The following is a 23,446-nucleotide window of genomic DNA, read 5'->3' as shown; positions in this document are numbered from 1 at the left end:
CTTAGAGCAAAAATCCCTGCAATGAATGCAGGGTTTTCAGACCAAAATGTCGCTTTAACCTTTCAAAACCTTACCTGGAATTTCTCTTTGTCGCTATCTGCTCTCACAATATGACATCATTCATCTAGCGTACTCGAAATATTAACCTAACCTATCCTTACTTAATAATCAATACCGGACAATTAGCCCTTTGCAGCACTCTCTGGCTGACGCTGCCTAAGACTGACCCAGTGATTGGTCCATAGCCATGACTGCCCATAATAACAAGATCAATTCCTTCATTTTTAATCTCATCTAAGATTACAGTCACAGGGTGACCTGATTCAATTTTCTTCTTGATAACTACGGTTGAACTGTCAATACCCGTGAGAGTTGCTTCTAAGGCCAGTTCTCCACTTTGGTCCAATTGATCCTGAGTTACAGTAATCCCATATGAAATCGTATATCCCCAAAAGGCCTGGGGGGTATAACTAACATGTAAGAGTTCAATCTCAGCCTTTACGGTTTGAGCTAAGTCAATAGCAGCTTTCAGAGCACGCCGTGAAAATTCAGAGGCATCGGTAGGGACGAGAATTCTTTTAAACAATCCTATCACTCCCTTACAAAATATGGTCTTCCTTCCTTTATTATATCCTATTCTCACAACTCGCAATACGATCTATAGTTCAAGCTGGTAAAAAATTATACCAAACGACGTAGTAAAGGGTTTTTGGTTCGTATGTCGAAGTAGTTAGAAATAGCATACTATTAAAAGGTGGTTTCTTTTTTGATTTTTAAAGGTTCAGATATCCCGCGTGCTGTCGTGATTTTAATCATTGGAGGATTTATCCAGTCCATTGGAAATTCTTTGATGTGGCCGTTAAACAGTCTCTTTATGCATAATGTTCTCGGTCGAACTTTAACCGAGGCGGGCAGTCTTCTGGCCCTTCAATCTGCTGCCTCTCTCTTAGGACAATTCCTAAGCGGTTTTCTTGCCGACCGGTTTGGATATAAAAAAATGATGCTGATTGGCCTTATCGGTGCTGTTTCATCCGTAGGATCAATCGGATGCTTCCCTGTCTGGAGAGTTTATATGCCTGGCTTTATCCTCTTTGGCCTGGCCCAAGCATTTATTTTTGTTCCCCTAAATGCTCTCCTTCATGCTGTTTGGCCGGAAGGCGGCCGACGAGGGTTTAATTTGCTCTATGTTTCCAACAATGCGGGAGTTGCCATCGGAACTGCAATTGGAGGACTCATCGCTCAAGTCTCATTTCGACTGACCTTTTCCTTAAATGCCTTAGCATTTTTAATCTATTTTCTCTTAGTGTCCTTCGGTATTTCAGAGCCTAAGACGTCCCCTTCTTCGGCATCCGCTAAACGTTCTTCCTTAAGCTTGAGCAAAGACCCCGGCTTTAAAGTACTCCTTGCCTTAGGAGGCGGCATTTTCTTTGTATGGGGCGCTTATATCCAACTCGTGTCAATTCTGCCGGTAGTCATGACCCAGATAGGTTTTTCTCTCTTTTCCTACAGCATTCTTTGGACACTAAACGGTGTTTTTATCGTTACCCTGCAGCCTCTTATTAACTGGATCATCAGAACTTTCGCTCAGTCGTTTCAACGGCAGTTTTATCTCTCAGCTTTGCTGATATCCATTGGTTTCATCATTATATGGGCCAGGCTCCCCTATGCATCCTATGTTATTGCTATACTCATAATCACTCTGGGAGAAATGCTGATTTTACCGGGAGTTCCTGCAGCCTCTGCTCAGCTCGCCCCCTCGGGAAAGACCGGCGCTTATCAAGGTATCGTAGGTGGTTCCTCTGCCGGCGGGCGTATGATTGGCCCCTTTTTGGGCGGAGTGATCTTTGATTCCGGGGGAGGTTCCCACGTTTGGATGCTGGCCCTCTTTTTCATGGCTGCCTCGATGGTCATGTTTTTTCTCTATGGAAGGCTTGTGCGCCCTTTACTTGCTTCCCAAATAGATGAATTACCCTCTGTTCCCTAAATCTAGTCTCACATAGAAAACAGTTTATATTTTTGACAGCTGATAGAAACTCTTACACTCAATATCTCTTTATCCACTGGGAAGATTATTTATGATGGAATTGCGGCCTGGGCTGTCGGATCAAAAGGATTTGTCCTAGCATAGAAGGAAAATAAAAACGGGTAGTCTTCCTTCAAATGAATCATGTAATTCAGCCATTCTGAGATCAGCAAACAATAGGCTCTTTTAATATCACCAGAAAAGTGATGGAAGTCGGCCTCACTGAGTTGACTGAGATTATGGCGGCTGCTTAATTCCTCCGACAAATGGAACACTGCCCAAAGAAGTTCTGTGAAAGATTCATGTTCCAGGAGATTGGGATTCTCCAGCATTCTCAGCAGGAATTCCCGTTTTCTTAGCAGAAACGTACTCACCTCTTCCAGATCTCCGGCGTGACTATTTACCAGAATGCCCCCTGTTCCCAGCCACCGCTCCATTGCTTTGACTTTTTGCGACCAATCCTGATGTAAAATTAAGGCTGCCGTCTCCTCCCATGTCTGATCAAACCCGGAGAGCCTTTGAAGCAGTTCGACGCCCGTCTCGCTAAAAAATGCCCCAATAACCATGTTTAACTTTTTTAGTCTCTGCACTTTCTCCCTTTGACTTAATAAACTGTCCATGATAATGGTCGAGAGAAGAATATACAAAGGAAGAAAGGCAATTTGGGATAGGATTTCACCGAAAATTGCTCGTGCATCATTAAAGTAGAGGTCTTTAATAAAATAGAGAATAAAAGATAAAGCGCATAAACCAATTCCTAGGGAAATCTCCCATTTTTTCTGCCTCATAACAGCTCCTCCAAGACCTTAAGTCCTTTGTTTCACGAATCCTAAGCAGCTTTTAGCTGACGGCTGAGATTATATTCGAGGAGCTTACTTCCTCCGTGATTTTGCTCCGGCAAGCAAATGTCTGAAGGCCATAATCGGGTGCACAAATACCATTCTGGGACCTGCATAACGCATGACCTCAATCATTCTGTTGCGCATATCCGGTTTATAGCAGTGTACCGGGCATTTTTCACAGGTTGGTTTTTGATCTCCAAATTTACAGTGATCCAGACGGGCCATGGCATATCTCTCAAGTTCCCGACACTCCGGGCATAGCTCCTCTTCAGGATGATGATTACCTTTACAATATAATCTAAGCATCGTTTTTACTGTATCTCTCTGAAATTCTAAAGGCTTTGACATTATCCTCAACCCCCTTTTGAGCTACTTTCCTAAGTCATTTTATCCTGTTTTTAAGACCCTCACTTCTATAAGTGGGGGTGGGTCCTTCGTAAACTTCAGTGGGGTAGAGTCCCCACCTGAAGCCCCGATGTTCAGCTTTAGCTGAACGAGTTCACTTCAAGCTTTAAATTGTCATGGTTCCTTTATTAAGTTGAGGATTTTCGGATGAAGCTATTCCCCTAAGGTCAAATTACCTTTCTATTTCTGCCGGCTAAAGAAATCTCTATTAAGAACCCTTATATTAATGGCGGCTCCATGCCAAACTGACTCCAATCCTCCCGGGCAGGTCCATATATTCCCGGTACCTTCAAACCTGCTTGTCTCATTAAAACGGTCATTTGCCCGCGATGATGAATCTGGTGATTAACCAAAGAGTCTAAGACCATAGTAATTGTCCAGTTCTCTCCATACATATTCCGCACTTCCAAGAGGGTTTGATCATTCCATTGGTCTATAATTCCCATTTTCATCTGCTTATTGACATTCACATAATAATTAACGATATCATTGACTGAATTCGGAACCGGAGCATCCTCCTTAAAATCCTCAAACGCTAAACCGGTTTTAGACATCATCTCAGGAATCGTTGTAGCAATATGCCATGCTAATCGTCCAAGAGTACGATCCTCTTTGGTAACTCTTTGTTCCAGTGAATTATCCGTTAAGGCCTTCAAAATCCGCAGAGTTGATTCGGATTCTTTCTTCCAAGTCTCTAAAAATACAGCAATGGACGTAAACATACATGTTCCTCCTCGTTATTTGTATTTATTCTAATATTATCAGTTGTCCAAAGTATGGTCAATGAACGTTCATGGATAACCCTATGGGAATTTCATATACCCTAAAACTTCAAAACGGGATGCTGCATAAATGCAGCACCCCGCTTGGTCTTTTTGTACTATGTTCAGACTTAGCTGAACGATTCATTGAAGAACTTAAAACCTATATTATTTGCTCTCGTAATATTTGCGCAGGTTGGCAGCGACTTGCTCGGGATCAACTTTATGGGTTGCAACCCCGGTATCCATAGCTGCTTTGGCAACTGCAGCAGCAACTGCAGGTCCTACACGCAGATCAAAGGCTTTTGGTATTACGTAATCAGCGTTAAGTTCTTCAGCACTGACTATGTTAGCAATAGCATAAGCTGCAGCAACTTTCATTTCTTCATTGATCACTTTGGCGCCGGCATCGATAGCACCACGGAAAATTCCAGGGAAGGCTAAGACGTTATTGACTTGGTTCGGGTAATCCGAACGGCCGGTTCCCACGACGGCAGCCCCAGCTTCTTTAGCTTCGGCAGGCCATATTTCAGGAACAGGATTTGCTTGGGCAAAAACGATGGGATTGGGTGCCATGGATTTAACCATTTCTTTAGTAACAAGATTAGCCCCTGATACGCCGACAAAAACATCGGCACCTTTTAAGGCATCCGCTAAATTACCCTTGAGTAATTCACGGTTTGTTTTAGCGGCGATTTCATCTTTGTATTTATTCATACCTTCGGGACGACCTTCATAGATTGTACCCTTGGTATCGAGCATGATAACTTTTTGAAGTCCCATGCTCATTAAGAGTTTAACGATGGCCATACCGGCAGCTCCGGCACCGTTAACGACAATCTTTACATCTTTCAGCTCTTTTTTAACAACTTTCAGAGCATTAACCAAACCTGCCATGGTAACAACTGCGGTACCGTGTTGATCATCGTGGAAAATCGGTCCGTCGTAAATTTCCTTAAGCTTTTCTTCAATGTAGAAGCACTCAGGTGCTTTAATGTCTTCCAAGTTAATGGAACCGAAGGTCGGCTCAAGAAGCTTTACGGTTTGGACGACTTTGTCACTGTCTTGAGTATCTAAGCAAATAGGGAAAGCATCTACATTACCAAAGGTCTTAAAGAGAATTCCCTTTCCTTCCATAACGGGCATGGCAGCACGAGCCCCAATGTTTCCTAGTCCTAAAACTGCGGAGCCGGTTGATACAACCGCTGTTAAATTTTCGCGGTTTGTATAAACGTTAACCACTGCCGGATCTTTGGCGATCTCCAGACATGGTTCGGCAACTCCCGGGGAATATGCAAGACTTAAGTCATCTCCATTGCGAACGGGGACTTTACTTACAACGGCAATTTTGCCTTTATTGTCTTTATGCAGAGCAAGAGCATCTTCACGAAGGCCCATAATAACACGATCCTTTCTAAAAATAAATTAGTGAGAAAAAGCCTGGCCACTCAAATAAGTGACCAGGCCTCACTTACCTTAGGCTTTTTTTGATGCGTTTTTAGCGTCGATTTCTGCCTGGGCAGCTAAGATATCTTTAGCATTGAGGTAAACCGGGGTATCAACCATTTTGTTATTGTAGGATACGGAGGCTTTACCTTTAGCAATTCCTTCTTCTTCGAAGACTTTTACAACGCCGCGCGCCCATTCCACGTCAGCCGGATCTGGAGAATACATGCGGTTGGAAGGCTCAATTTGTCCCGGATGAATAATCATACGGCCTTCATAACCCATTTGACGGCCTTCAGCAACATTTTTCTCAAACGCTTCGATGTTTTTGAAATCGACAAACGGCGCATCAATTGCTACAATTCCAGCAGCACGGCAGGCAACTGCCATATGAGCTCTGGCATATTGTTGCTCAACAGATTCGTTGGTTAATTTTACACGCATATCACGGCAATAATCGACTGCGCCGAAGATAGCATTGACGTTACGTTTACTTGCTAAGCAGCATTCTGCGGCATGGATAATCCCTTTAGCAGTTTCCAAAAGCATGGAAATTTTTACGCTGCCTACTTCTAATCCACGGCGGCGCTCAAGTTCTTCCAGCTTCCAGTCGAGACGCTGTACGTCTGCAGCACAGCCCGTTTTAGCTAAGGTTACCCCGGCAAGTCCCTCATGTACAACAGCTTCAAGGTCATCGTTGGTTAATTCTGTTTCCCAGTTGTTAATACGAACAAATACTTGTGCTCCGTTGGAGCCTGCGTATTTGAGGTTTTCAGACACTAATTTGCGGGCAGCTTCTTTTTCTGCCGGTGGAACGGAATCTTCAAGATCGAGAGTAATGATATCAGCATCAAACTCAGGAGCCTTGGCAACCATTTTCGGGTTGTTACCAGGAATATACAGAATTGATCTCATAATAGCCATTGTGTTTTCTACCCCCTATTAATATGATTTATTATTTGATTCTCGGAAAGTTCCGGGAAAGATTGATTAAGTAATTAAGCCTTGACTTTTTCTTTCAAGATAATTGGAATGTCTGTGGGAGTTTCAGCGACAAATCCCCCTGCCTTCGTGATAGCTTCCATTTTGCTCTTAGCTGAACCACGGCCGCGCTCCACAATGTTCGAAGCGTGAGAGAATCTCTGACCTGCCGGAGCCCAAGCACCTGCCACATAGACAACAAAAGGCTTTGTGAATTTACCGGCTGCGATAACCTCGGCGCACTCTTCTTCTTGGGATCCGCCGATTTCCGCATATACAGCTACACCGGCTGTTTCCGGGTCCGCTTCAAACATAGGAAGCAAATCGGCCATAGAGGTTCCAAGTACGGGTTCAGTACCTGTATGAATGACGGTACTAACTCCAAATCCTCCTTCGCGCAGCAGCCAAGGGATCGTCCCGGACTGTCCTCCGCTTCTGGAGAACACACCAATGTTCCCCTTTTTAAAGAATTTATTAGCCCATTCCTTATTCCCTCCCAGCCAGCCAACAACGGCCTCACCGGGAGTAATAATTCCAATGGAACCAGGACCCAAGACTCTGGATCCTTTGGACTCAGCATAGGCTATCATTTCCATAATATCATGAATTGGGGTTCCTTCGACACAGGGAATTATATTTTTAACCCCTGCATCAGCCGCTTCATAGACTGCGGTCTTCAGAGCACGCCCCGGTACAAAAATAACACTGAAGTCAATCTCGCCTTGTTCGCGAACAATCTCTTTTACTGTATTGAAGACAGGTATTTCATGAACTAGTTCGCCGGCTTTTCCTGGACTTGTTCCGCCAATGACATTGGTTCCATATTCCTTCATATACTTCGTGCGGACAGAGCCTTCACGGCCGGTAATCCCTTGAACAATGACTCTGGTCTGCTTATTGATTAAAATTCCCATTATAAATCCCTCATTTAACAATTTGCTAGGTTTAAACCTTAACCATACCTATTCAATCAATTAAATTTGCAGTTATTGACGTTTCTTAAGGTACTCATCCAAACCTTTAACAGGAATTTCAATAGTAATGGCGTTATTGCCCCGAGTCCTGCAAGCAAACTCACAGGACAAACACTCCGTACCCAAACGCAAACACTCTTCTTCAGAGCGATGTTCAACGGATGCCTTTCCCTGATCATTGATGCCAAGCAACCCCCTGGCATACTTTTTGCACGCGTCAGCACATGCTTTTGTTTCGCATGTATCACACTTGCTGGTATCAATTTTGACTGTAATACTTTTCTCTGCGAATTCCAGCATTAGCTTTCCCCTACTTTCCTTGAGCTTCTTTCTCAGCTCGATATTCTTTACTGAGGGCCAAGAGTCTTTCGCCGATAAACTTCGTATCTGTGACATGCTCTTTGCCATAAATCTCGATTCTCTTACCCGGACCATCCGGGGTCATCAGATCTGCGAGACCTGTTCTGAGAATTTCGAGCGATTCATCTTCCCTATTGCCGCAGAGCAATAAGACACAAGGCAAGCCAGGCTTTTTAGTGGGCAGTATTTCTCTCAGTGCCTTAACAATCGCGTGGGCGTGATGCCACTGTTCTTGGTTGGCCATCATAAATCCGCCAAGCAAGTAACCGTCAATGTTTGGCTGGGACAGCACACATTTTGCAACCCGGTAGATTTTCGAACCCACCGGATTACCGCTCGTATCTGCATAGTTTGCCGGCTTAAGACCAACTTGGTTTAATGCATCCAGTCCCATCATAGCGGAACCTCCGCCAATGGGGTGATAGCCGATGTAACCGGGACTTACTTCATCATAACCCATATTCATCAGAAATCCTGTGCCCCGAGCATCTGTTTCCTCGATGCTCCAGCCGATGAGATCTAATTCAGTCGGTGCACCCGGCAAATCACGAGCAATGGCAATACCAAACTCAGGATGACGTCCTACTGAACTGTTGTCGATCTCCATTTTGCAGTCAGCACAAACCAGATTTCCCTCGCCAGTCATAATGAAGGGGTTGATCTCCAAGGTCTGACAGTCATACTTTTTATAGGTTTGAGAAAGTTTCGTCAGGAAACTGGAAAACTTACTAAGGTCCTGAGCCGGGATCCCGGCTCGAGCGCAAAGATCAACAGCGTCATAGGGCTGTAACCCATTAATTGGGTCTACATTTACTTTATATAACAACTCTTCGGGAACACTTTCGATGTCCATGCCCCCTTCGGTGCTGAACATCAACATGGGCGAACGGGCTTCTCTTGCCCCATTTATAACGAACGAACAATAGAACTCTTTTTTAATATTTAATTTTTCTTCTATGAGAACCTGATGAATTGGCATGCCTTTAACCGTTTTAGCCAGAATTTCTGCGGCGGCGGCCGCTGCCTCCTCTGGTGTATTCACTAATTTAACGATTCCGGCTTTACCGCGTCCACCCGCTTGGAGTTGACCCTTTACTGCTACAGGTTTGCCGATTTCCTCAGCAATCTGGCGTGCTTCTTCAGGATTAGAAGCTACTCTTCCTAAGGGTACCGGAAGTCCGGCTTTTCTGAGCCATTCTTTTCCTTGGTATTCAAGAAATTTTGCCATTCGTTATCACTTCCATACTGAAATTTTCTGTAACTACTTGGGTTCGAACCTGGAATAGCTACTCAATTACAATGAAAGGAATCCCCTCCCTTCTGCGCAGTGTTCGCTGGTGTTTAGAGCTGCTCTGTAAATGCTGCGAATAAACAACGTGATTATCCACAATTACTCACTCTTTGTTTTACTATTCAAAACCGAGTTTCATTTTTTCTTCTATCCTATTATCTTACGAATTTAAAGATTAGTCAACCATTTAATTGACGCTCTTAAATCAACTTATAATAAAATAAACTTATGAATTGAAACACTGTTTTGTTTATAACTTAACGGTTTCCACGGGTACCGGCCCAGCGATACCAATAAATACAAAGCGATTTGTACCTGTATTGCGCATTCCGTGAGTTTCTCCTGCTTTGGCGAGAATTGCCATACCTTTTTTTATGTTAACCTCTTGCCCATCACCGGCAAAATAAAGGCCGGACTCTCCTTCAAGACAAATCCAGACATCGTCCGCGTTGGGATGCTGATGGAGGAACACTTCCTGACCGGGTTCCAGACACCACATAGCACCCAGGGTTTTATCCGACTGGTAAACCAACACTTTCTGGGGAACGTTCGCATCAAACCGGGCCAACTTTTCGAGTGAAAATACTCTTGTCTCCACGTGAAGCCTCCTCAAACCTTATTAAGAAAGCAGGCGTTAGATTATTACCTACTGCCTGCTATTCTTATAATTAAGATAACCATAGAATTGTAAATTATGCCTTTTGTCCCCGATCTTGAATTCATCCAAGAATAAGCTGGGATTACTAGACAGTTATAGTTCGATGACTTTTCCCGGGTTAAAGCGATTGCTTGGGTCGAAGCTTCTCTTAACCTTTCTGAAAGCCTCCATAGCAATAGGACTAAACTCCGAATCAAGATATTTCTTCTTGACGAGCCCGATTCCGTGCTCACCGCTTATTGTTCCATCCAGATCAAGAGCCATCATACAGAGGGCTTGCTCCGCGGCGTGGACGGTTTCAACTTCCTCTTTATTCCTTTGATCGAAAAGAATCAACGGGTGAAGATTCCCGTCACCGGCATGGGCCACGACTCCGATGGTTACACCGAAATCCTTGGCTACTTTAAGAACTCCTTCGATGGCTTTGGGGAAATTGCTCCTCGGAACCGTAATATCGTTAACACCATAAGAGGGACGAACGCGAGCCACTGATCCGAAAGCACTGCGCCTTGAAGTCCAGACCTGATCCACTTCAATGGCCGATTGAGCAACTTTAAATTCTTTGGCAATTTTGCTGGCTATTTCACCAATGGTTTTGACTTGTGCATCCATATCTTCCGGATACCCGTCAACCTCAATAATGAGAACAGCTCCGGCATCACGTGGAAGACCGGCATGGGTAAAATCTTCAGTGGTATTAATCAGCAAATTATCCATCAATTCCAGAGTTGTCGGAATAATGCCGGCGGCAACGATATCCGCAACCGTTCGGGATGCATCTTCTACTTTATCGTAGATAGCCAACATAGTTTTCTTTGCTCTGGGCATCGGTATAATGCGGACAAAAACTTTGGTAACTAAGCCGAGAGTTCCTTCCGCGCCTACAATAATTCGAGTCAAATCATAACCCGGTTCACTTTGGAAATTGCGCCCCCCCGTTTGAATGACTTGTCCATTTGGGAGAACAACCTCCAGGCCCAGGATATAATCGCGAGTAACCCCATATTTAAAGCATTTCGGCCCGCCGGAACATTCACCGACATTACCTCCTATGGTTGAGGCCTTATAGGAAGACGGGTCGGGAGGAAAATAGAACTTTTTCTTTTCCAGCTCAACTTGAAGGTCAAAATTGATGACTCCAGGCTCAACGACTGCGACAAAGTTTTCTGTATCTATCTCATGAATTTTAGTCATTTTAGAAAAGCTGATTACCACTGAATCTTGAGAAGGAATGGTTCCGCCACTCTCATTCGTACCGGCACCCCGGGGAACAAGTTTAATATTGTGCTCGTTCATCAGTTTAACAATTTCAACGACTTGTTCCGTTGTCTTTGGTGAAACAACACCTAACGCTTCACCAGATAATAACGTACCGTCATATCCATAGGTCAACAGGCCAACTTTGTCTGTAACGACGTTTTTCTCTCCGACAATTTCCTTCAATCGCTTAACAACCGTTTGGCTTAACATATTCAGACCTCCTTCTTCCTAAGCTTCTAGACTTACCCCAGGGCTGAGAATCCCTTTGGGGTCAAATTGTTGACGCAGTTCTCGGAGCAAACTTGTAGTTTGCTTCCACATTTCCGCATCATTATAAACTTCAGCTTTAAGCTTATGACCCAAGAGGCCCTTGACGTTCCCGCCCAGGGACATCGCCAGTTTATTCAAACTTCTGGCTAGAGCAAGTTTATCGGTTCCCTCAGGCAGAGCCAAACAAACATATCCGAGAAGTCCTTCGACAATGACGCCGGGATAAGCTCCCAGGTCTCCCGTCAGTGCTTCGAGCTGAGCCAGGGCTTGAGGCATTTTCATCGGGCCAACCGTAAACTCCACGGTTTGCTCCGGTTTGGAATTAAGATCGGCGCGCACTTTAAGCCAACCGTTGATCACTTGATCATATTCGGCCGCATCTTCAATGATCTTGACATCAGTACCTCCGCCCAAGGTAAGAACAGCCGCAATTTCATGAGCAATGTTTTTACCCGATTCTTTAAATCCCTGTAAATCGATAATCACGAGCTGCCCTTCTGTTCCGGGTTTGGCAATATTCGCAAGGGATCCATTGATGAGATTCATTCGAGTCGGCAGAACATTCCGCTTAATCAAAGTATTAAAGGTTTCATTCGCCTTATGCATGGACGCAAAAGTTCCAATCACTGCTCTCCTAGCTTCCGGTGCAGGTAAAAGTTTCACCAGAAGTTTGGTAAAGATCCCAAATGTTCCTTGGCTTCCCACTGCAAAGTGAATAAAATCCAAACCGGAAACATTCTTAATACATTTATTCCCTATGTCCATAATTTCCCCTGTTGGGAGAACCATTTCAAATCCTAAAAGAAATGTCCGAGTGGGACCGTATTCAAAGGACTTAGAATCTGAATCTCCAATGGCAAAGCAGCCGCCAATGGAGCTGGTTTCCAGTTCATAGGGTTCGGGAGGGAAGTTTAATCCCGTTTCAGCGACTTTAAGAAGAAAATCCTTATGAAGAAGTCCTGGTTCCACGACGGCAACAAGATTTTGCATATCCATCTCTAAAATCCGGTTCATCCGGGACATAACCATGGCGATGCCGCCGGAAAGCCCCTGGGTATCGACAACTGCCCCGCCCACTGTTAATTTTACATTCTGGTCATTTGCCAATTTAACAATGTTCGAAACTTCTGAAGTGTTTCCGGGTAAGACTACAACTGCAGGTTTACCTTGACCTTTTAGATATTTAGCCATTTCAGAAGGAGAATCGATGACATGCTCATCACCGACAATCCCCTTTAACTTACTGATATTGACGTTACTCATGACTACCCGCCCTTCCATTCGTTTACTAGAACTTGCGGTCAGCATGTTCCGCAAAGGGAAATTTTCGATTTTTCCGCCAGACCATAATAAGTTGTAATGATAATTCCAGATACAAAATTAAAGTTTTAACAAATGTTCCTAATCTTCATAGGCGTTAGCCATTAAATCAGCAACATGCACAACCTTTTGTTTTTGACCTGCTTTGTTGATGCCGCCCTGGAGTCTCAACATACAAGCCGGACAGCTTGTAGCCACTAAATCGGCATTGGTATCCTTGATGTTTTGTGTCTTCTGATCCGTGATATCGGTTGATACCTCATGATAAAAGGCCTGCACTAAACCGGCTGCCCCGCAGCAGCGGTTGGCTTCAAACATCTCCTTATATTCAACCCTAGGAACCATTTGCAATAATTGCCGGGGCTGCTTCGTTACCTTTAGACCCCGAACCATGTGACAAGGATCATGATAGGTAACTGTCAGCGGGCTTGAATTATGAAGTTTGCTCTGATCAACGCCAATCTTTGCCATGTATTCCGAGAATTCAACCACTTTTTCACAAAATCGTTCAACTTTTGGAAGGTATGAAGGCTCATCAGCAAAGAGTTTTAAATAATCATGTTTAAGCATCGAGGCACAGGACGCACAAGCGGAGAGAACAACTTCCACATCTTTATATTTATCTAAAAAGGTATCTATCGTTTTGCGGGCGTTACGTTTTGCAGTTTCGAAGTCGCCATAGCAATATTGCGGAAGACCGCAGCACACTTGATCTTTCGGAATAATAACGTCACAGTCATTCTTGGTTAAGACTTTAACAACAGAATGAGCAGTTTGATCTAAGGAGTAATTGAGAAAACAGCCAACATAAAACCCGACTTTATGCTTCGGATGCTGCACCGTAATCTTCTCCGGGACCTGTTCCAAAAATGGTTTTTTGGCTGTAGGGAAGTTCCGAATATCAATACCACGAAAATAGTCCATTCCATCAATTTTATTCAAGACACTTTTGCCCATTCCTCCGAAAAGCCTGAATCCCATACCCAACCTCTTCGAACTCGCTAAGGTGTTTAAAGCAAACGATTTAGCAAATGGCTTAATTCCTTTTCTGAGTTTTAGATCTCGCCGCGCAGCCATGACAAGTTCATTGCCATGTACACCATTTGGGCAGGTAACTGCACATTCTCCACACAACAGACAGCTCATAATTGCATCTTCGTACTCTTCATTAGGTTCTAACTTTCCATCGGCGACAGCTTTAATGAGCTGAATTCTTCCACGTGTAGACATTTCCTCTGCCCCAGTCAATTTGTAGGTCTTACAAGCTGTATGGCATCCACCACACTTGTTACATGTGTTTAACATCTCGTATACTTCTGTCAAAACCCCCACTGATATTTCCCCCTTCTCTGCCAGATTATCAGACCACAGGCCGGATAGATTGACCTTTACAACACCCGTTGCCAGGTTACAAGGATATTTCAATTGTTGAAACATGTTTTTACAAGTGAAACCACGTTTCAAAATTTTATGACTCTATTATCTACCTGAGGTGTAAAATCGTCAAGGACCAATTTCTGAAAAGTTCGTCTCCAAACTCAAGTCTGAAAAGTCATTATAGTTTTTGGAAATAGTTAAATCCTAATTTTGCAGAAACTTCTTCCCCGGCTTTTTTCATTTCCTGGCCAATCCGCTCGATACCCTTTTCCTGAATCCTGCTGGCAGGACCGGAGACGCTGATAGCGCCAATGGCACGACCCGAATAATCAAAAACAGGTGTTCCCAAACAAATGATTCCGATTTCATTTTCTTCTTTCTCCACAGAAATTTTGCTTTCTCTGATACCTTTAAGCTCCTTAAACAAAACCTCCGGGTCAACGATGGTATTCGGCGTATAACGAGTCATACCTTTGACCTCTAAAATATGCCGAACTTCCTCCTCAGGCAGGGTTGAAAGAATAGCCTTTCCCACAGCAGTACAATGCATAGGAGCTCTTCGCCCCACTTTAGAATGCATACTCACGACATGGGAACTTTCAGCCTTATCAATATATACAATCTCACCGTCATCAGGCAGCACTAGATGCACAACCTCATTCAATAATTTTGCTAAATCATTAAGAACAGGTCCCGCAACTTTGCGAATTTCAAGATCATTGAAGAAGCGAATCCCCAGTTCCACTATTTTAATTCCTAATTGATAATGTTCGTTCCCTTTTGTTCTCTCGACGTAACCTCGATAACACAGGGTCTGCAAAATTCGATGAACGGTGCTTTTATGCAATTGAATACGATTTCCTATTTCCGTCACACCTAAGGGTTCTTCTGCATGAGCAAGAACCTCCAAAACATCCAACGAACGTTCAAGAGTTTGCACATATTTTTCTGTCACGGTAGATCCCCTTTCTGTATATCTATTTATCAGCACTCTTTAAAGTAGTGCAGCTATGGTCCCGAAACCCTATGTTTTCAAAGAACCAACTATAGATTTAATCAATTTTCTCAATACCACTACTTAAATACTATTAACTTGTAAAACCCCGTTTTGAAGATTAAGAAATCCTGTTTCAAATATCTCCTTACTTTGAATAGTATGACTTCTTTAAATTATATAGTCAAGCATTAAATATTGGGATAATCGGCTCCATTATTTAAATAATCGGACTCTTTGAGGAAACTTGATAACTATTGTTTACTCCATTTCCATCTTAACTCTACTGCCAACTCCGCCTGCTTCTGCAGGTGTGACAATAAGGCGTCTGGCTAGACGATTTCTCAGCTCGGGAACATGACTTATTATTCCAATCGCTATATTTTGAAAGCGCAGTTTTTCCAGCGTATTCATCACGGTCTCCAGCAAATGAGTATCAAGAGTTCCAAATCCTTCATCCAAAAAGAAGAATTCCAGGGGGGATTCCCCGCGCAGCTGGATTTGGGTAGATAAAGCTAACGCCAGCGCAAGGGCTGTGAGAAACGTTTCTCCACCTGAAAGGCTGTTTACCGGACGGCGTACTCCCCCATTGGCATCATCCCGCATGATAAAACCGCCCTCCGTATCTATCTCCAAAGCATAACGCTGATTTGTCAGTTGTTTCAAGCGTTCTGAAGCATCGCAGCAGACATTTGCCAGCTGTTCCTGGGCTAGAAACTCCACAAACCCATTGCCTTTAAACACCGTTTGCAACGTTTTAAGTAAGCCCATTCGATGGCCTAAAGTTTGTCGTTCATCTTCCAAACGTACCCATTCTTCATGTTCCTCTTTAAGCTTATTCAGTCTCTGCAGGCTGGCACCCCGCTTCTCAATGGCTTCCGTATGGACCTTTTCTGCATCGTTTAACCTCACCGACCAAGCCAGCCATTCTTCCGGCGGGAGACCTCGCCCCTGAAGCAGTCGTTCAATATCCCCTCGCTTTTGTTCAAGGAGTTTGCCCTCCTGCTGAAACGCAGAGAGTCTCTGCTCCATGCTTATACGATCTCCGGGATCGCAAAGGGCTTTTCTTGCGTCTTCTACTGTTGAAAAACGTGATGTATTAAGGCCCTGCACTAACTTAAGCCGGATTGAATCCACCCCCTCGCGGGCAAGTTCCAACGTCTTTCTACTTACTGCTAAGCTTTGCTCCGCCTGAGTTAAAGCTTCTTTCAACAGTTCGTAATCCTTCTTAAGCCGTTCCTCTGCTGTGACAATTTGGTCTAACTCCTGCTTTACCATCTCTATTCGTTCCTGAGCAGGTTTGCCTTCTGTTAAATTGTCACACTGCATTTTAAGCTCTGTCAAGGTACGAGCTGCTTCACTGCCCAAGGTTTTTAATTTCTCAAGCTCAAGCTCACAAGCATTCTTCTCGTGGAGAAATTTCTGCTGATCTTCATCTGTTTTTCTCTGCTCTTTTTCAAGATTAGCTAACTCTTGGTTTAAGCTTCCGGCGGCTTGATCCCAAAGAGAATATTGGTTTTGTAAGACTCGAATCTCCGACGGAGAGATATCCCCCCGCAAGTTGTCTAATCTCTTTTGCCGTTCCGACTGTTCTTGCAAAAAATAGCTAAGCCTATTTTGGATCTCCGAACCCATACCTGTGATTGCAGCGACTTGTGCCCCAAGCTTATGCCACGCTTCTTCTGCCATGTTAAGTTCATGCTGGGCCTTCTCTAACTGAAGCTTCAACTGCTCTTGTTCTCGATTCCATTCGTCAAATTGCCGGCGCTGGATCTGTAAATTCTCCTCCCGCATTCCCAAAGATCGGGTTAATTCTTCCATCACCAAGTCCTTATCATCTAATAATAGTTCTTCGCGATATTCAACAACCTTTGCTTGTTTGTCTGTCAAGAGCTGTGACTGGGTCTGTTCAAGTTCCTGTTTAGCAGCTAACTGAGTTTGTGCAACCGCCCGCCTTGTTGCGCTCTCTGCTTCCTGCTTTTCAAGAGTTTGCAGATGGCTGCCGGTTTGCTCAAGATCCTTATTAGCTTCTTCCCTAATCCCATCCTCGAACTTGGAGGCTGGGGCAGGGTGATGAACGGAACCGCAGACGGGACAAGACTCTCCTTCTACCAATGACTCGGCAAGCATCCGGGCAGTATTTTTCTGATCCAGATCTGCCACCAGACTTTTCTTTCGCTCAAGAGACTCTCTAACCTTTTGAATTTCCTGACATACGAATGCATGTTCCTGTTCGTAACGGCCCAAAACTTCCCGGGCTTGTTGGCACTCCAGAGAGATAACCTTTAAACGCTCCCGTACCTCAAGTTCCTCCCGTTCTGCTCTTTCGATGTCAGCAATCCTATGGCGGTAGCGTTCTAACTCCTGAGCCTGCCTGCTGAGAATCTCTTCCCTCAACGAAGGATCTTGCTGCCGTTTGGCCAGAGTTTCTTTAAGCTTTTCCACAGCTTCCTGAAGTGTTTTGACATTCAGTTTCAGAGTTGCTTCCCTGTCTTGGACAGACTTTGCTTCCGCCTCATTTTTCTTATAGTCTCTTTGTAAGTCATTCACTTGTTTAGAGACTATCTCATAAGCTTCTAACGCTTGGATAGAAGAACTAACTTTCTCACGCTGAGCTGGATCAACGGTTATTTGATTTAAACGGATCTTTCCCTCTTGCCAACGGTTTTCTAAGACCTTTTTCTTTTCTAGAGCTTCCTGAAGAGCTTGTTCCAGTCTTTTACGTGTCCGATCAAGTTCACTATAGTGTTGCCTTGTCTCTGTTAATTTTAAACTGCGGCTTTGAATATCTGTTTCCAGGCGTTTTGCTTGTTCTAATTGCTCTAATTGACGAAGAAAGTTTGGTTCTTTCTCCAGTCGCTGCCTGTTGATTTCCAGCCACTGTCCCTCAGCGCGGTCCTTTTTTTCTCTTGCTTTCTCAAGTCTGCTTCCTATCGTTTCTTTTTGTTCTTGGGCTTCTTGTAGTTTTATTTCGGCCAGGTTTAGATCTTCTAAAATTGGGCGCAGAATTTCCGCACGTTCTGCTAAGCTGAGGCGTTCCGCAAGTTTGTCCATTTCTGGTTGCGATGCAGACCGTTGAGTTTCCTTTTCTTGAACCTTATGCAGCTGTTCTTGCAGACCCCATAGTTCCTTAGCCTTTTCGAACTCTTGCTTTAGATAGTTCAAGTTGCCGAGAGTCTTCTCCGAAGCCATCGCAGCATCCAAAAGCTCCTTCTCAGCTAGATTAACTTGTTTCGCTGAGGCATCTCCCAACCCTTGCAGCCGCTGCTCCACACCATTAAGGTGGAAACGAGTGTCCTCAAGGTCTTCGGAAAGGCGAGCTGTCAAGTTCCGTCCATAGGCCTCTAGTGAAAACAAGCGTTCCAGCATTAAACGTCGGTCTTTGGGTTTTATCGTTAGAAATTCGGCAAATTTGCCCTGGGGCAGAACAACCGCCCGAGTAAAATCTTCTACGGTTAAACCCAGCATTTCTTCGACTTTTTGGGTCATCTCATCTGCCTTAGATGCCAGGACTGATTCCTGATCCCCTTCGATTTTAACTAATCTGCAAGCGGAAGATTTAACGGTACGATCTCCCGAGCGACGATAAGCACGCTCTGCGCGATAAGTGATTCTCCGGCCGCCTGCTGCTAAAGCAAATGTATATTCTACGGTCAGTTTTTCTTCACCATGATTGAGTATCCCTTGAGTGTTATTCGCCGCTCGCTCCACAGTGCCGTAGAGGGCAAGGGTCATGGCGTCCAGGATTGTTGATTTTCCGCTCCCCGTTGAGCCAAAAATACCGAACACTCCTGTCTCACATAACTTCGTAAAATCAATCTCCTGAACCTCACGAAAGCTATTTAAACCGGCAATCTTTAATTTAATAGGTCTCATGCCGTCTCTGCCTCCTTCCCAGCTGATTCACCGATGCAATCCAAGTTTGCGGAGACATTCCTTTTACTGTCGGCTTTGTCCTGATCAATTAACGATAAAAACATAGAGACTAATTCTTGATCCGGCTCTGCTCCACCGGTTTTATCCTGATAGAACTTGCGGAAAAGTTCGTCAAGAGGCAACTTAGAACGGGCCTCTGAAGTTATTTGTTCTGTTTCCGGGAAGACCGGCCGAATATTTATGAGCCGTTCACGCTGACGACGCAAGCTGTGAATATCCTGAGGATTAATCACATTCGTTACATGAACTTCCAAGTCGATCCAGGCTTGACTGTCTCTCCCTTCATCGATCCAGCGTTGTACCTGAGCTAAACCTTCTTTGGCCTGCCATTTTACCAAAGGATACCCGGAACTAAGAAATATTTCATGAGTCTCAACAGGCTTTCCGGGAAACGCTTCAATTAAGACTACAGATTTGGCATACCCGGTTTCTGAAAAACTGTAAGCTAAAGGCGAACCGGAATACCTGGTGGGCACCAATGTCCCTTTGACAACCTGAGCCCGGTGCAAATGTCCTAAAGCCACATATTGTGCCCCGGCAGGCATTGCCTCAACTTCAACGGTAGGTGCACTGCCAAGTTGAATGGGACGCTCGGACTCAGACTGCATTCCTCCACGCACAAAGAGATGACTCATAGCCAAGTTCACAGCCTCCGGACGAAAAGCCTGACCGAATAAAGCAAATAGTTCTTGAACTCGCTTGGAATAGTCTTGCCTTAAGCTTTCCTCATCTAAGCTGGAATTCAAAACTTCATTGAGACGTGATTCCGAAGGATAAGGAAGGAGAGTTAATATGACAGGGTCCGGGCACTTGGGTATCTGTAACTCAACCCAGCCTTGGCCTGCAGCCTTGCGCACTACTCGGCCTTCAGGAGAATACCCCGGAAAGCTAGGGGTTAAAACGTCTTTGGGGAGGCCATAGAGCGTAATACCCTGCCGTACTGCCAGAGGACTGGCTGCACATAACCTTTCCGGGTTATCATGGTTTCCGGCTACCGCAACTACCCCTCGTGTTCCCCCAGCCGTCAGACGATTTAAAGCATCATAAAAGAGCTCCTCGGCAATTGCCGGCGGGTTCACCGTATCAAAAATATCCCCGGCAATCAGGACCAGGTCTATGCCCTCATCTTCAACAAGCAAACAAAGTTCATCAATAAACTTAATTTGTTCTTCAATTCTGCTGCGTCCTTCAAGCATACGCCCGAGATGCCAATCTGAAGTATGTAAAATCCTCATGGATAAAAATCCGCCCCTTAATGATTTGATTTGGCCGACCCTAATTTAACCATCCCTTCCGGCAAGGCAGAAGTAGGAAAGGGTTCACTTCTGGTCAATGGTTTCAGTTTATTTTAGTGAACGTCACTTAATTAAGTACTTTAACTACCATTATAAAGCATGTCTCGGACAAAAGGCTGCCCGGCGCAATATAAGATCTTATTATTTTATACTTTTAAAGAGTGTAATATCTTTCTCTCACCACATAACGGCCTTCGAGGCTAAGCAAATCCCTTACCGGCGATTATCTTTTTATCACCTGAGGGTGTTGTCCTTTCCTTTGCACCTGTGCGTCGCAGGAACCCCCTTTGCAAGTGGATGCAAACAGGCCATCATTTAAATAATTGATTTTAAAGATATTTCTCCTTATTCATTCTGATAAAAACTTTAGTTTGCTTTTCCGGCTTATGTTTGTGAAAATAAGGATGATTGATAAGAAAGGGGCAAGCGTTATGGCAGTTCAAGCAGATTGGAAACGGCTACTTGAGGATGAAATACATAAGGACTATTATCTTAAATTATTGGAGTGGGTCAAGGATGAGTATCGCAGCAAACGAATTTTTCCTAAGAAGGAAGATGTTTTTAACGCTTTGGTCTATACATCCTATGAGAACACTAAGGTAGTGATTTTAGGACAAGACCCCTATCCCAATATTGGACAGGGAATGGGACTTAGTTTTTCTGTTAATATTGGGGTACCTTTCCCCAAATCCCTGCAAAACATCTTTGCCGAGCTCCAATCCGACCTAGGCTGTTCTATACCCCGTCATGGCTCTCTGAAGAAATGGGCAGAACAGGGTGTTTTGCTCCTCAATACGGCGCTCACCGTAGAAGAAGGAAAACCAAATTCCCACCAAAACAAAGGCTGGGAAATATTCACCGACCGAATCATTTCTCTAGTCAACGAAAAGCCAGAACCTGTTGTTTTTATCCTTTGGGGCAACAATGCACGCTCCAAGAAAACTATTATAACGAATCCCCAGCATCTAATTATTGAATCCGCTCATCCCAGCCCATTATCGGCCAGCAGAGGTTTCTTCGGCAGCAAGCCTTTTTCGCGAACTAATGCTTTCTTAACTTCTAAGGGCAGGGATCCGATTGACTGGCAAATTGATTAGGTATAAAAAAAACGTGCGAAGTTTTTATCGCACGTTTTTTGTCTGTCTAATAAAGCTAAGGACGGTTTTCAACTTTTTAAGGCATTTTAAAATAATAAAATGCCAACGACTGCAGTTGCAGCGATAAACGTGAATGTCCCAACCTTAACCTTTTTCTGGTTGAGCACAAAGTATCCCGCAAGTGTCATAATAATAGCTTTCAGCATTGTTATTGACATAAAGGTATGAGTGACTTGGTATAAAGGCTTTAGGCCAATGATGTAAGCAGCACTGAGGAGCAAGCCAAGAACAGCAGGTCTAACCCCCTTCAAAAGAGCATTGACATATCGGTTGGCTTTGAACTGGGTATAAAACTTAGTAATAATTACCGAAGCAACGAATGAGGGAATACAAAGGGCAATCGTCGCAATCAAAGCGCCAACGATACCCGCTACTTTAAAACCAATATAAGAAGATGAATCCACGGCGAAAGGTCCCGGTACGACTTGCGCAATTGCAATAACCTTTACATAATCAGCTAATGATACCCAATGATGGGAGACCATTTCTGTCTCAAAAAAGGGAATCATGGCATAGCCGCCGCCAAAGCTAACGGCTCCAATCTTCAGAAATACAAGAAACAAATCAATGAGCGTTGCCATGCTGCCCCTCCTCCTTTTTCAGAAAGTAGATATTCTTGGCAAAGCCCAAAGCCGCTAAAAGCAAAAGAACAATAACAACATTGATGTTTGTAAAGAGCATTAAAGCAGCAGAGAGAAGAGCCAAGATTACATCTGAATAATGTTTCACTGCAGTTTTCCAGGTTTTCTTCACTGAATTAAGTATTAGAGCTGTGACGCCAAGAAGAATTCCTATAAAAGCTTTATGGACGATAGGGTTATCCGTAACTCCCCAAATTACAAAGGTCAGAAGCAGGATCAGTAAGAAGGTCGGAAGGCAGGATGTGATGGTGGCAACGGTTGCCCCTAAAAGCCCTTTCTTCCGATAGCCAATCATCGTTGCTGAATTAACAAAAATAATTCCCGGCAGAGTCTGAGAAATAGCCATAATATCTGTCAATTCATCATTCGTGACCCATTGTTTTAATTCAACCACTTCTTTCTGTAATATGGCTATTACAGCATAACCCCCGCCGAAGGCCAGACAGCCGATTTTAAAGAACGTAATAAACATCTCTAGATATATTCCCATACTATCTCCCCTGACTTATCAAATTTTGCCTCAGAAATCGAAGGTTCCTTTACAAGCTTACCCTTTTATCTATTTGAATATTTTGGTATACGGTATACCAAAATAATTGCATAAAACCCTTAACATAAAACCCTTAACATAAAACCCTTAACATAAAACCTTTAAATCGAAGTCCAAAGTAGTTAAGGTTCATCTTGGGAAAATGCCATTTCAAGAAAGGCTTTATTCGAGTTCTCGACATGTCGTTTCGCAGCAGTTTCGGCTCTGAAACTATCTTGCGCACGTAAGGCTTCGATAATCTCGTTGTGTTCTTGCCAAACCTCTTCGGGACGCCCTGGCTTAGAGTAGGCCACTTGGGTAAACTTCGTAATATATTCCCTCAAAGTGCTGAATAAGTTATACAATCTCGGACTCTCTGCGGCCTTATAGATAATCTCATGAAACGTATCATTTAACTGATTTGATTTTTTCATGTTTCCACTTTTTTGCTCATCGGAAATGTGCTGAGCGAGAGAGGCCAAACGTTCTACCTCTTTGGTTTTGATTTTGGTCGCTGCTATATTGCTCATCAGCGCTTCCAAAGAAGCCCTGATGAGCAATATTTCAATAATATCGGCCTTCGTAAATTCGGAAACCACAACTCCTTTGCGCGGAATATGGGTCACCAGTCTCTCTAATTCAAGCTTACGTATTGCTTCACGTACAGGAGTCCTGCTAACTCCTAATTGTTCCGCAATATTTCGTTCTACGAGTCTTTCCCCAGGTTCCAGTTTTTTCTCAAGAATGGCATTCCTGAGGATGGAAAACACTGAATCACGGATATGTCCAGAATCATTATATTTAATCGGTGAAAATCGATAGTCCATTGACTTCTCCCCTTAGATTTATCTCTGCAGCAACCTCATTATAAATCTTTTTCTGTTAAAAAGGCAAGAGAAAAATGGTATACCGTATCCCAAATAAAT

21 protein-coding genes are annotated in these 23,446 nt (G+C 43.9%); 2 read left to right on the top strand and 19 right to left on the bottom strand.

Going from position 1 to position 23,446, the window contains the following annotated elements; genetic code table 11:
• Nucleotides 1-157: 157 nt before the first annotated feature.
• Nucleotides 158-586 (bottom strand): universal stress protein, encoded by a 429-nt coding sequence (locus DESACI_RS01155; RefSeq protein WP_014825323.1) that lies wholly within the window; start codon nt 584-586, stop codon nt 158-160.
• 180 nt (nt 587-766) lie between these two features.
• Here DESACI_RS01155 and DESACI_RS01150 point away from each other — a divergent pair, with 180 nt between their 5' ends.
• Nucleotides 767-1,984 (top strand): MFS transporter, encoded by a 1,218-nt coding sequence (locus DESACI_RS01150; protein ID WP_014825322.1) that lies wholly within the window; start codon nt 767-769, stop codon nt 1,982-1,984.
• An 89-nt stretch (nt 1,985-2,073) separates the two neighbouring features.
• Here the strand turns inward: DESACI_RS01150 and DESACI_RS01145 are convergent, their stop codons facing one another.
• The 15 genes from DESACI_RS01145 to DESACI_RS01075 all read right to left on the bottom strand — a co-directional run bounded on the left by DESACI_RS01145 (nt 2,074) and on the right by DESACI_RS01075 (nt 20,133).
• Nucleotides 2,074-2,811, bottom strand: a complete 738-nt coding sequence (locus tag DESACI_RS01145) for a hypothetical protein (RefSeq protein WP_014825321.1) — start codon at nt 2,809-2,811, stop codon at nt 2,074-2,076.
• Between the two features lie 84 nt (nt 2,812-2,895).
• Entirely contained in the window at nt 2,896-3,213 is a 318-nt protein-coding gene (locus tag DESACI_RS01140; RefSeq protein ID WP_014825320.1) for a nitrous oxide-stimulated promoter family protein, read from the bottom strand.
• A gap of 275 nt (nt 3,214-3,488) precedes the next feature.
• A complete protein-coding gene (locus DESACI_RS01135) occupies nt 3,489-3,992 on the bottom strand; it encodes a DinB family protein (protein ID WP_014825319.1) in 504 nt (167 codons plus the stop codon).
• Between the two features lie 207 nt (nt 3,993-4,199).
• A complete protein-coding gene (locus DESACI_RS01130) occupies nt 4,200-5,429 on the bottom strand; it encodes an NAD(P)-dependent malic enzyme (RefSeq protein ID WP_014825318.1) in 1,230 nt (409 codons plus the stop codon).
• 78 nt (nt 5,430-5,507) lie between these two features.
• Nucleotides 5,508-6,401, bottom strand: coding sequence for an HpcH/HpaI aldolase/citrate lyase family protein (locus tag DESACI_RS01125; RefSeq protein ID WP_014825317.1), 894 nt, complete (start codon nt 6,399-6,401; stop codon nt 5,508-5,510).
• Nucleotides 6,402-6,475: 74 nt separating this feature from the next.
• Entirely contained in the window at nt 6,476-7,372 is an 897-nt protein-coding gene (locus DESACI_RS01120) for a succinate--CoA ligase subunit alpha (protein ID WP_014825316.1), read from the bottom strand.
• Between the two features lie 72 nt (nt 7,373-7,444).
• A complete protein-coding gene (locus DESACI_RS01115; protein ID WP_014825315.1) occupies nt 7,445-7,732 on the bottom strand; it encodes a hypothetical protein in 288 nt (95 codons plus the stop codon).
• Nucleotides 7,733-7,742: 10 nt separating this feature from the next.
• Nucleotides 7,743-9,020, bottom strand: a complete 1,278-nt coding sequence (locus DESACI_RS01110) for an ATP-grasp domain-containing protein (protein ID WP_014825314.1) — start codon at nt 9,018-9,020, stop codon at nt 7,743-7,745.
• Nucleotides 9,021-9,333: 313 nt separating this feature from the next.
• On the bottom strand, nt 9,334-9,681 hold the full coding sequence (locus DESACI_RS01105; protein ID WP_014825313.1) for a cupin domain-containing protein: 348 nt from the start codon (nt 9,679-9,681) through the stop codon (nt 9,334-9,336).
• Nucleotides 9,682-9,834: 153 nt separating this feature from the next.
• On the bottom strand, nt 9,835-11,211 hold the full coding sequence (locus DESACI_RS01100) for an FAD-binding oxidoreductase (protein WP_014825312.1): 1,377 nt from the start codon (nt 11,209-11,211) through the stop codon (nt 9,835-9,837).
• Nucleotides 11,212-11,229: 18 nt separating this feature from the next.
• Nucleotides 11,230-12,534, bottom strand: a complete 1,305-nt coding sequence (locus tag DESACI_RS01095) for an FAD-binding oxidoreductase (RefSeq protein ID WP_014825311.1) — start codon at nt 12,532-12,534, stop codon at nt 11,230-11,232.
• A 138-nt stretch (nt 12,535-12,672) separates the two neighbouring features.
• Entirely contained in the window at nt 12,673-13,923 is a 1,251-nt protein-coding gene (locus DESACI_RS01090; protein WP_041275926.1) for a (Fe-S)-binding protein, read from the bottom strand.
• Between the two features lie 223 nt (nt 13,924-14,146).
• Complete coding sequence (locus tag DESACI_RS01085) at nt 14,147-14,923, bottom strand: IclR family transcriptional regulator (RefSeq protein WP_014825309.1); 777 nt, start codon at nt 14,921-14,923, stop codon at nt 14,147-14,149.
• Nucleotides 14,924-15,223: 300 nt separating this feature from the next.
• Nucleotides 15,224-18,838, bottom strand: coding sequence for an SbcC/MukB-like Walker B domain-containing protein (locus tag DESACI_RS01080; RefSeq protein ID WP_014825308.1), 3,615 nt, complete (start codon nt 18,836-18,838; stop codon nt 15,224-15,226).
• Nucleotides 18,835-20,133, bottom strand: coding sequence for a metallophosphoesterase family protein (locus DESACI_RS01075; RefSeq protein WP_014825307.1), 1,299 nt, complete (start codon nt 20,131-20,133; stop codon nt 18,835-18,837). The genes DESACI_RS01080 and DESACI_RS01075 overlap by 4 nt, the downstream gene beginning before the upstream one ends.
• A 491-nt stretch (nt 20,134-20,624) precedes the next feature.
• On the opposite strand from DESACI_RS01075, the gene DESACI_RS01070 reads away from it, so the two are divergent.
• Complete coding sequence (locus DESACI_RS01070; protein ID WP_014825306.1) at nt 20,625-21,290, top strand: uracil-DNA glycosylase; 666 nt, start codon at nt 20,625-20,627, stop codon at nt 21,288-21,290.
• An 86-nt stretch (nt 21,291-21,376) separates the two neighbouring features.
• Here the strand turns inward: DESACI_RS01070 and DESACI_RS01065 are convergent, their stop codons facing one another.
• From DESACI_RS01065 to DESACI_RS01055, 3 genes are all read right to left on the bottom strand, one after another.
• The gene (locus DESACI_RS01065; RefSeq protein ID WP_014825305.1) at nt 21,377-21,931 is read right to left on the bottom strand and encodes a chromate transporter; all 555 of its coding nucleotides are present in this window, start codon (nt 21,929-21,931) and stop codon (nt 21,377-21,379) included.
• Entirely contained in the window at nt 21,915-22,481 is a 567-nt protein-coding gene (locus DESACI_RS01060; RefSeq protein WP_014825304.1) for a chromate transporter, read from the bottom strand. Before DESACI_RS01060 ends, DESACI_RS01065 begins: the two co-directional genes overlap by 17 nt.
• A gap of 182 nt (nt 22,482-22,663) precedes the next feature.
• Entirely contained in the window at nt 22,664-23,347 is a 684-nt protein-coding gene (locus tag DESACI_RS01055; RefSeq protein ID WP_014825303.1) for a GntR family transcriptional regulator, read from the bottom strand.
• Nucleotides 23,348-23,446: the final 99 nt, after the last annotated feature.

Origin of the sequence: Desulfosporosinus acidiphilus SJ4 (assembly GCF_000255115.2) — a bacterium.
Taxonomy (GTDB): domain Bacteria; phylum Bacillota; class Desulfitobacteriia; order Desulfitobacteriales; family Desulfitobacteriaceae; genus Desulfosporosinus; species Desulfosporosinus acidiphilus.
This window is presented reverse-complemented; position numbering and strand designations above follow the sequence as displayed.

Coding starts and splice junctions, on each gene's coding strand:
- DESACI_RS01145 (WP_014825321.1), bottom strand. CDS start 2,811: ATGAGGCAGAAAAAATGGGAGATTTCCCTAGGAATTGGTTTATGCGCT.
- DESACI_RS01140 (WP_014825320.1), bottom strand. CDS start 3,213: ATGTCAAAGCCTTTAGAATTTCAGAGAGATACAGTAAAAACGATGCTT.
- DESACI_RS01135 (WP_014825319.1), bottom strand. CDS start 3,992: ATGTTTACGTCCATTGCTGTATTTTTAGAGACTTGGAAGAAAGAATCC.
- DESACI_RS01130 (WP_014825318.1), bottom strand. CDS start 5,429: ATGGGCCTTCGTGAAGATGCTCTTGCTCTGCATAAAGACAATAAAGGC.
- DESACI_RS01125 (WP_014825317.1), bottom strand. CDS start 6,401: ATGGCTATTATGAGATCAATTCTGTATATTCCTGGTAACAACCCGAAA.
- DESACI_RS01120 (WP_014825316.1), bottom strand. CDS start 7,372: ATGGGAATTTTAATCAATAAGCAGACCAGAGTCATTGTTCAAGGGATT.
- DESACI_RS01115 (WP_014825315.1), bottom strand. CDS start 7,732: ATGCTGGAATTCGCAGAGAAAAGTATTACAGTCAAAATTGATACCAGC.
- DESACI_RS01110 (WP_014825314.1), bottom strand. CDS start 9,020: ATGGCAAAATTTCTTGAATACCAAGGAAAAGAATGGCTCAGAAAAGCC.
- DESACI_RS01100 (WP_014825312.1), bottom strand. CDS start 11,211: ATGTTAAGCCAAACGGTTGTTAAGCGATTGAAGGAAATTGTCGGAGAG.
- DESACI_RS01095 (WP_014825311.1), bottom strand. CDS start 12,534: ATGAGTAACGTCAATATCAGTAAGTTAAAGGGGATTGTCGGTGATGAG.
- DESACI_RS01080 (WP_014825308.1), bottom strand. CDS start 18,838: ATGAGACCTATTAAATTAAAGATTGCCGGTTTAAATAGCTTTCGTGAG.
- DESACI_RS01075 (WP_014825307.1), bottom strand. CDS start 20,133: ATGAGGATTTTACATACTTCAGATTGGCATCTCGGGCGTATGCTTGAA.
- DESACI_RS01070 (WP_014825306.1), top strand. CDS start 20,625: ATGGCAGTTCAAGCAGATTGGAAACGGCTACTTGAGGATGAAATACAT.
- DESACI_RS01065 (WP_014825305.1), bottom strand. CDS start 21,931: ATGGCAACGCTCATTGATTTGTTTCTTGTATTTCTGAAGATTGGAGCC.
- DESACI_RS01060 (WP_014825304.1), bottom strand. CDS start 22,481: ATGGGAATATATCTAGAGATGTTTATTACGTTCTTTAAAATCGGCTGT.
- DESACI_RS01055 (WP_014825303.1), bottom strand. CDS start 23,347: ATGGACTATCGATTTTCACCGATTAAATATAATGATTCTGGACATATC.